Source organism: Nocardia sp. NPDC051463, from assembly GCF_040681975.1.
Lineage (GTDB): Bacteria > Actinomycetota > Actinomycetes > Mycobacteriales > Mycobacteriaceae > Nocardia.
In genome coordinates this window covers 89,027-97,476 of the sequence record NZ_JBFBAB010000028.1, presented here as the reverse complement: position 1 = coordinate 97,476, position 8,450 = coordinate 89,027, and the positions used below count along the sequence as shown (strand labels likewise).

The window sequence follows — 8,450 nt, the reverse complement described above, 5'->3', positions numbered from 1 at the left end:
GTACACACCCTCGCCGGACCGACTGACACCGACCTGACACACACCTGACACCTCCACTGACACCACGATCGGCCAGCAACACACCAGCCGACCCGCCGCCACTCACACGGCCCGAAACCGCTGCGGCTCAGGGGATCCTGCGATTCCACTGCGCGGACAATCTATCTGCGTGGCGCCCCCGTTGATGGTTGGCCGCCAACGTCCCGGCCGCGTCCGCTTCCGGCTCAATATCGGGGTCTACACCGGATGGCATCATGTCGATGATCTCGACATCAACGCCTGATCTCGAGTCACCCCTGAAGCGAAGTGCGCTCGAACCTCATTTGTCTCAGCCGATGATCTGCCGGTCGAGCCCGATGAGAGCAACGACCCAACCCTCGCCGCGTGAGTAGAGCGCCGCTGCATTCGGTCGAGATCCGGTCGACGATCTCCCAAGCGGCGTCCCGCTCGGGCCCCTCGACGCCCCTGCCTCGCATCGAACAACCATCGCAGCAGCTGCGGAGATCGCCGCCGCGGCTCGCCATAGCCCGCGCCGGTCACATTCGCCGACAGCAGTTGTCGACGGTGATGTCGGCAACCGTGCAGGTGTTGACCCACCTAAAAAAGTGAGTGTACAGTCACTCACATGAGCAAGAGCGGAGTCACCCTCTCCCGATCGGATGTACGACGCGACACCGTCGTCGACGCCGCGATCACCGAGTTCGCCCGGACCGGCTATCACGGCACACCGATCAGCACGGTGGCGGCGACGGCGCAGATCTCACCGGCTTACGTCTTCAAACTGTTCCCCGGCAAGGTCGCACTCTTCGTCGCCGCGCTCGACCGCTGCTTCGAACTGATCGAGCGCGCAATGTCATCCGTCGCCGCCCGCGCCGACGGTGCGAGCCCGGAGCAGATCCTGTACGACATGGGCGGCGCCTACGCCGAACTCATCGGCGACAGGAGCCTGCTCATGTTGCAGGTGCACGCCCAGTCCGTCGCGGAGGTCCCGGAAATCGGCAATGCGTTGCGCCAAGGCCTGGGCCGCGTGACCGACCTCGCCAAACAGCGGTCCGGCGCCGAGGACGAGCAAGTGCAGCGGTTCATCGCCTTCGGGCAACTCTGCCATCTGATCACCACCCTCGGCCTGGACGGCGACAACAGCCCCTGGGCCACCATCCTCACCGCGGGCATTCGCCACCCCAACCCCCACTGATTTCGACAAACCGCCCCCTTGGGGGGGCGTTTATTTGCCCATCGAGTGATTGATCAGTCACACACTAGGAGAAGAACATGTCCATCACGGCCACCGAAATCGTCCTGCCCGGCCGCGTCGAGCCGCACGGCCTGCTGGTCACCCAGCGCGAGCTCTCCGCTCCCGGCTCCGGCCAAGCCCTGGTCCAGGTCGAGGCGAGCGGTGTCTCCTTCGCCGAGCAGCAGATGCGGCGCGGCAAGTACTACGACCAGCCCGCCTTCCCGTTCGTGCCTGGATACGACTTGGTCGGCACCGTCACCGCGGTCGGTGCCGATGTCGATCCGACCTTGGTCGGCAGGCGTGTCGCCGCACTGACCAAGATCGGCGGCTGGACCAGCCACGCCCTGCTCGATGCCGCCGACTTGGTGCGAGTACCGGCCTCCCTCGATGCGGCCGAGGCGGAAACCTTTGTCGTCAACGGGATTACAGCCTGGCAGATGCTCTACCGAACCGCGAAGGTGCAGCCAGGACAGACCATCGTGGTGCACGGCGCGAACGGCGGCGTCGGCTCGACGCTCGTTCAGCTGGCCCGCGCCAATGGCATTCGCGTCATCGGCACCGCATCCGCCCGCAATGCCGAAGCCGTCGAAGAACTCGGCGCGACCTGGATCGACTACCGCGGTGATGTGCCACAACAGGTTCGAGCGCTGGCACCGGAGGGTGTGGACGCCGTGTTCGATCACATCGGCGGCCCCGGCATCAACGACTCGTTCGAGCTGCTCGCCCCACACGGCACCCTGGTCTCCTACGGCACCGCTGCCACCAAGAACGACGAGGGCAATTCACGACTGCCAGTGCTGAAGCTGTTCGCCCAGCTTCTGGTGTGGAATGCACTGCCCAACAAGCGAAACGCACACTTCTTCAACCTGTGGGCGGGTAAGCGCAATCTCACCCGCTTTCGCAACCGCATCACCGAGGACATGGGCAAGGTGTTCGACCTCGCCGCCCAGGGCGCACTGCGCGCTCGAGTCGCCGCACGCATCCCGCTGACCGAAGCCGCCCGCGCCTTGGAACTCGCCGAGTCCAGCACCGTCGTCGGCAAGGTCGTCATCGTTGCCGACGCCCGGGCCTGAACCAGTTTCCACCGCCGCGAATACCTGTCCGATCCACCTCCCCCACTTTTGCCGCCCACCTCCGGGGTCGAGCTCACCGGCCCCGGAGCATTCCGCACAGGAGATCCGTGATGTCTCAGCATAATTCGAACCCCGAGTCCCACCCATCCACGCTGCGAGCCATCCTCGACAACAGGCCGTCCTACCTGAGCTTCGGCACGGCGTGGCTGCTCGGCCACGGTGCGTACGCCCTGTCCCGCGGCGACGATCCCGTCCTGCGGCTCCCATCCGCGGTGCCGAGCATCCTGCTGATCAGCGGACTGCTGACCGCGATGATCATCACCAGCATCGTGTCCATGCGGGCCCAGCGTTCCGCGACCGGAAAGGACGCGGTCGTCGGCAAACTTCTCGCCGTCTCCTGGCTGGTCGGATTCAGCGGACTGTTCTTCATCATCACCGCACTGGGTTCGGCGCTGAGCCAGGACGACCTGAAGATGCTGCTCTGGCCGACCGGCTCCGGCTTGATCGTCGGATTGCTCTATCTCGCAGGGGGAGCCGCCTACCGCGATGTGTTGCAATACACGCTCGGCGCATGGCTCGCCCTCACCTCGTCGGCCGCACTTCTTCTCGACGGCGCGAGCCCCTACTGGGTGCTTGCCCTCGCAGGCGGTGGCAGCTACCTGGTCGCCGCCGCCCTCGAACCCCGTCGCCGCGCCGCCGCGCCGGCCGCCTGAAAATGGCACCCCCACTGCCCGCTCGGCTCCGCCGGGCGGGCACCGGCCCGCATCCCCCACAAGTGCGCCGACAACGGTGTGGGAGGTGGTCACTTTCGGCGACTACATACGACCGAGTCGGCCGCAAGGTGTCGTGTCGTTGCCGGCAAAGATCTACGGTGGAGATATGACCGCCTTGGAGCATCGCCCTTTGCTGGTCGCACGGGACGGCGACACGGTGCGCATCACCATGAACCGACCGGAGCGGCGCAACGCGCTGTCGGGCGAGCATCTGGCCGAACTGCTCGCCGCATTCCGGGCCGCCGGCGAGACCGACGCCACCGGGATAGTTCTCGGAGCGCGCGGTCCGGTGTTCTCCGCAGGACATGATTTCGCCGACGTCGCCGCGCGCGACCTGCTCGGCGTGCGGGAACTGCTCACGCTGTGCACCGAGCTCATGTCGACCATCGAGTCGGTACCGCAGGTGGTGATCGCCCGGGTGCACGGCCTGGCCACGGCCGCCGGCTGCCAGCTGGTGGCCTCCTGCGATCTGGCTGTCGCCGCCGATTCGGCCGGTTTCGCACTTCCCGGCGGCAAAGGTGGCTGGTTCTGCCACACCCCCGCGGTGCCGGTGGCCCGCGCCGTCGGCCGTAAACGCCTGATGGAACTGGCTCTCACCGGCGACCCGATCGATGCCCGCACCGCCGAACAGTGGGGCCTGATCAACCGAGCGGTGCCCGACGCCGAGCTGGACACCGCCGTGGAGGAGCTGCTCGCCCGCGCCACCCGAGGCAGCCGGGCCAGCAAGGCACTCGGCAAGCGCACTCTCTACGGCCAGCTCGACCGCCCTGAAGCGGATGCCTACACCCTCGCCCTGGAGGTCATGGCTGCGGCCGCTCAACTTCCCGGCGCTCGCGAAGGGATCGCGGCCTTCCTGGCGAAGCGCCCACCCGTCTGGCCCGATTAGCGCCACCACGAGACTCTTCTCGATACCGCGCCCCTGGGTCACGGTTCGTGGTTGCTCGGCCGTGCCCCGCTGGTCGCTCACCCATTCCGCACCCATTGCCCGAATTCCGCAACGCGTCTGGCCGCGCCGCCGAACAATTTCGCCGATGGTTATCCCCCACTCCGCGGCGATGCCCCCATCAACGGGCCCATCGTGTCGACCCGTCCGACCGCCGACCGCGCAACCGGGTTGTGGCACCGGATCACGGAAGGAGCCCCTGGTATCGACCGCATCGGGCGCGCAGCCCCGAAAACCACATCAGCTCAACAACAAATCCGATACCGAGTGGCTTCGCTCCAGCCGCCGGGCTCGCGGAAGGCCGTAGGAGACCGCGAGGGTGTTCAAACCCCGAGCTCCGCCGCGCCGGCTGGTTCAACGCTCGATCAGCGTTCATGAATCAGCCCGATCGGTGGCCCGCCAGCTTTGGCGGGCGTCACGGGTGCCTGGCGCCGCATCACTGACGACATCGAGCCGCACGGGCGGGCTCATCGCTCACGTACCGAAGATCCCTCGGTGGCGAACCCAGATCGAGCAATCTGGCTGAACATACAGCAGAAGTTTGGGGCAATATCAGAATTATCCGCAGCAGTATGGGTATATAGATGACGAATCCTCATACTTGGAAATCGGTCAACTGGTGTTGTACTCACCAACCGACAACTGCGGCGCTGTTGCACAAGCCTCGATACGCACGTTCAGGAGATTTGCCTGTGAAAATCGGAATCCCCAGTGAAATCAAGAACCACGAGTACTGCGTAGCGATGACCTCAGCAGGGGTCCACGAACTGATCTCCCACGGACACGAAGCGTTCGCCGAATCCGGCAGCTGCCGCGGGTCGTCGTGCGAGGACGCGGACTACTTGCGGGCGGGCGCGACAATCATGGACTCCCCCGACAACGTGTGGGGTACAGCGGAACTGCTATTCGAGGTCAAGGAACCGATCGCCGAGGATCGCCACGCGCGTTTCTTCCCGGTGCCCAGCACGGCTCGATCCTGACATGGGCAGCCAGATGTCTCCGCACCCGAAGGAAGCGGATGTGCACCTTGCAGTGCAACTCGGCAATGTGCGCCTCGATTTCACAGCGTGCGTCACTGCGGCTTTGTTGTTCATACAAGATTGCCGGGACCGCCGCTATCCGAAACATCTCGCAGTGATTCCTGATGACAGCCGCATATACCCACGCTTGCCCAATGAACGCCTGTACCTGGAGCCCTGAATCGATACCCATAACGCGAACAACTCTCACCCCGACGGGACCGAGCGTGACGAGACCAGGGCGATGCACGCCGCAGCGTTGGCGCGCCGGCCCTGATCGAAACCTCAACGGCCTCGGGTGATCAGCCTGTTTCGTCGCCGTTCAGGTCTGATCGGTGTTCAGGTGGGAAGTGTCGGCGAGGCTGAGCAGGGCCCGGTTGCGCCAGTAGTCGTCCCGGCGCAGGTGGGTGATCGCGCCCGGTGTTGTCGCGAAGGACGCGAATCCGACTGCGTCGACGGAGATCTGCATCCATGCGGTGATGACGAACGTCAGCGCGTATCCGTGAGTGACCACGACGTGGTCATGAACCGTGTCGGTCATCAGTTCGCGTATGCATGCCCCGACCCGGGTTGCGACTTCGCGCCGGGTCTCGGCGCCGAGGATGGGGCCGCGGTGGTCGAGCCGGTTGTCCTCGGGTGCGGGCACCTGCCGCTGTGCGAGCCAGTCGTTCGGTCGGCCTTCGGCCTCACCGAAGCTGATCTCGCGAAGCCTGGGGTCCGTGGTGACGGGGGCGGCGAGTGTTGTGGCGACAATCGTGGCGGTTTCTGCGCATCGGGCAAGATCGGATGTTGTGATGCGGATCGGCCGTGACGTGTCGCGGCGGCGGTTCAATTCTTCGGCAACCAGGTGCGCATCGCGTCGGCCGCGCGCAGTCAGTTGCGAGTCGTGCCACCCGCCGACAAGATCGAGTCGGGTGTGCTCCGCGTGTGGGTGGCTCACCACGTAGACATCCTGCATGAACTCTCCTGATTCGACTGGTCGGTACTGCGCCCGAAGGGGGTCGATCGGGCTTGCGGCGGCCGAGCGTGCGGACGGCGATGACGAGTCGAAACTTGTGTCGCCAAGCGCCTTTCGGTGGATGGACACAGGTAAGGCTCAGCCGTAGTGCAAAGGGAATGCTCCACGGGCAGCTGGTATTTCGACGCCCCGAGGTCGAGCCTGAGAAGGGGCGATCCGATGATCTCATTCGACAGAGCGATGGTCGTATTCGCCTGGCAGGACAATGCGAATCAGCGTGCCGCCGCGTTCGGATGTCTCGACCGCAATCGTTCCACCATGTTTCATCACTACCTGCTTGACGATCGCCAGACCTAGCCCGGAACCCGGCATAGACCTCGCGGCCGTTGCTCGGTAGAACCTCTCGAACACCAGATCGCGTTCCGCGAAAGGGATTCCGGGGCCTGCGTCATCCACTGCGAACTCCAGCAAACCCGAAGCGGTTTCGCCCATCCTGACCTGCACCTGTTCGCCCTCTGGGCTCCATTTGGCAGCGTTGTCGAGGACATTGATCAGCGCACGCTCCAAACTGGCCTCGTGCCCGTACACCAGCCACGGTTGCAGACCGGCAGCGAATTCGATACCAGCCCGTCGTCTCCGGACTCGTTCCAACGCCCGTTCGGCCACATCACCGACGTCCACCCGCTCGTACACCGTGTCGGGGGCATCTTCACGAGCTAGGTCCACCAAGTCCCCAACCAGGTTGGACAACTCCTCGATCTGAGCAATGACGTCCGAACGCAACTCCGCCATGTCCGCTTCCGGAATCTGTGGAGCCCCCGCCCGGTTCGAGGCGATCAGCAGCTCCATATTGGTGCGCAGCGAAGTGAGCGGGGTGCGCAACTCGTGACCGGCGTCGGCCACCAGCCGCCGCTGCCTGTCCCTGGATTCGGCAAGAGCGCGCAACATGAGGTTGAGGCTTTCGGTGAGTCTTGCTAGTTCGTCGTCCCCGGTGACCGGAATGGGGGCCAGATCATCGGTCCGCGCTATCCGCTCGGTGGCTGCGGTCAGGCGCGCTATGGGTCGCAACCCGGTGCGCCCCACCGCAGTGCCGGCCGCGGCGGCAACCACTACGCCGCAGCCACCCACCACAAACAGCAACCACGCCAGCCGATGCAGCACTTCACGGGTCGGTTGCAGTCGCTGCGAAAGTACCAGCGTCGATCCGGCGTACGTTCGTTGCGCATACACACGTTGATCACCGCCCGTGCGCAGCGAGAACTCGACTTCACCACGCGCCACAGCCATTTCCGGACCGCCGATCGGCGGCGCAGCGTCTTGCCCGACCATGTAGCCCCCCGACTTGCCATCGGGATAGACAAGGGCAACCCCGATGTCTGTCGAAAACAAGCTGCCGAGGGCGAGTGCTTGCAAATAGTTCATGCTGTCGACGTTGTTGGCGATCATGACCGCGGCGCGGGTCCGCAGTTGATCATCGACCTCCGCATACAGCGAGCGCGCTACCGTCGCATACGCGGCAATGGATGTGAAGGCAACGGCAACGGCCACCACCGACGCGGCCAGCAGTGTCACCCTCCGACGCAGCGACACCGAGTGTGTCAGCGGCATCGGCGGACTCATATCGGGCTCCGGAGATTGGTCGAGCCCCTTGATCACAGGCCTCCGGGAAACAGTCCTACCCACGAGAAGGCGGCTGCGGGTGAGCTCCCAGCAGATAGTTGCCGACGGTGACATCAACCCCGGCCACTCGCTCGAAGTCCGAATCTTGTTCCATGAGTTTGAGAGTCGGCACATCGCTCCTCGCGCCGCGCGGCCGGCGGTCCACCTCGTCGCCATCCGAGCCAGAGCGACCGAGGCCGGCGACGTAGTCGTTGAGACCTGTCGAGCGACGCAGCGGTTCTCGGAACGCACGGTCGTCGACTACCAGAATGCGCATGCCCTCCACTCTGCCCCATAGTGGCTGAGAGGTGACTGAGAAGGCCAGCTCAGCCACCATCTGCGGTGCGGTCCAGCTGAATTGGTACCGGTGCGGGGCCGGGTCGCTGGAGGGTGGTGCCCGGTAGCAGCGGGCGACGGTAGTTGTACACACACGCGCCGAGGACCACCGGCGCGATCAATCGCTGGAGAGATCCGGAGAGGCCATAGCTCGCCAGCACTCGCTCGCGGTACCCCTGCTCCGCGATGCCCACGACGTGGTAGTAGCCGGCGAACGAGGCCAGTGCGGCACCGCCACCGACCGCCGCAGCGAACAGCATGATCGTCATGACACCGGCGCCACCGGACACCGGCGCCAGGCCGATCACTCCGCAGGCCACACCCACCAGTGCTGTTCCGAGGATCAGATATCGACGGCCGGCGCCGGGAGCCGCGAACAGCCTGCCGGAGAAGAAGGTCATCGCGGTCCCGATCCACGTCGTCACGGCTACCGCCACACCGACCCAACCGATCAT

The 8,450-nt window shown here is 65.1% G+C and carries 8 protein-coding genes and 1 pseudogene; 5 read left to right on the top strand and 4 right to left on the bottom strand.

From position 1 onward, the window contains the following. Positions 1-625: 625 nt before the first annotated feature. The 5 genes and pseudogenes from AB0M74_RS28580 to AB0M74_RS28560 form a co-directional block, all read left to right on the top strand. A complete protein-coding gene (locus AB0M74_RS28580) occupies positions 626-1,195 on the top strand; it encodes a TetR/AcrR family transcriptional regulator (protein ID WP_366529380.1) in 570 nt (189 codons plus the stop codon). A gap of 77 nt (positions 1,196-1,272) precedes the next feature. Continuing rightward, positions 1,273-2,307: a medium chain dehydrogenase/reductase family protein gene (locus tag AB0M74_RS28575; RefSeq protein WP_366529379.1), complete on the top strand. Its 1,035-nt coding sequence runs from the start codon at positions 1,273-1,275 to the stop codon at positions 2,305-2,307. 110 nt (positions 2,308-2,417) lie between these two features. Next, complete coding sequence (locus AB0M74_RS28570; RefSeq protein ID WP_366529378.1) at positions 2,418-3,020, top strand: ABC transporter permease; 603 nt, start codon at positions 2,418-2,420, stop codon at positions 3,018-3,020. A gap of 166 nt (positions 3,021-3,186) precedes the next feature. After that, complete coding sequence (locus tag AB0M74_RS28565) at positions 3,187-3,966, top strand: enoyl-CoA hydratase-related protein (protein ID WP_366529377.1); 780 nt, start codon at positions 3,187-3,189, stop codon at positions 3,964-3,966. 749 nt (positions 3,967-4,715) lie between these two features. After that, positions 4,716-4,964: pseudogene (locus tag AB0M74_RS28560) on the top strand (alanine dehydrogenase); the annotation flags it as partial. A 400-nt stretch (positions 4,965-5,364) separates the two neighbouring features. On the opposite strand, the gene AB0M74_RS28555 reads toward AB0M74_RS28560, so the two are convergent. The 4 genes from AB0M74_RS28555 to AB0M74_RS28540 form a co-directional block, all read right to left on the bottom strand. Beyond that, positions 5,365-6,000 carry a histidine phosphatase family protein gene (locus AB0M74_RS28555; RefSeq protein ID WP_366529376.1) on the bottom strand — a complete coding sequence of 212 codons (636 nt, stop codon included), beginning with the start codon at positions 5,998-6,000 and terminating at the stop codon, positions 5,365-5,367. A 225-nt stretch (positions 6,001-6,225) separates the two neighbouring features. Next, positions 6,226-7,620 carry a HAMP domain-containing sensor histidine kinase gene (locus tag AB0M74_RS28550; protein ID WP_366529375.1) on the bottom strand — a complete coding sequence of 465 codons (1,395 nt, stop codon included), beginning with the start codon at positions 7,618-7,620 and terminating at the stop codon, positions 6,226-6,228. Between the two features lie 55 nt (positions 7,621-7,675). After that, complete coding sequence (locus tag AB0M74_RS28545) at positions 7,676-7,936, bottom strand: hypothetical protein (RefSeq protein WP_366529374.1); 261 nt, start codon at positions 7,934-7,936, stop codon at positions 7,676-7,678. A 49-nt stretch (positions 7,937-7,985) separates the two neighbouring features. Continuing rightward, on the bottom strand, positions 7,986-8,450 hold the full coding sequence (locus AB0M74_RS28540; RefSeq protein WP_366529373.1) for a hypothetical protein: 465 nt from the start codon (positions 8,448-8,450) through the stop codon (positions 7,986-7,988).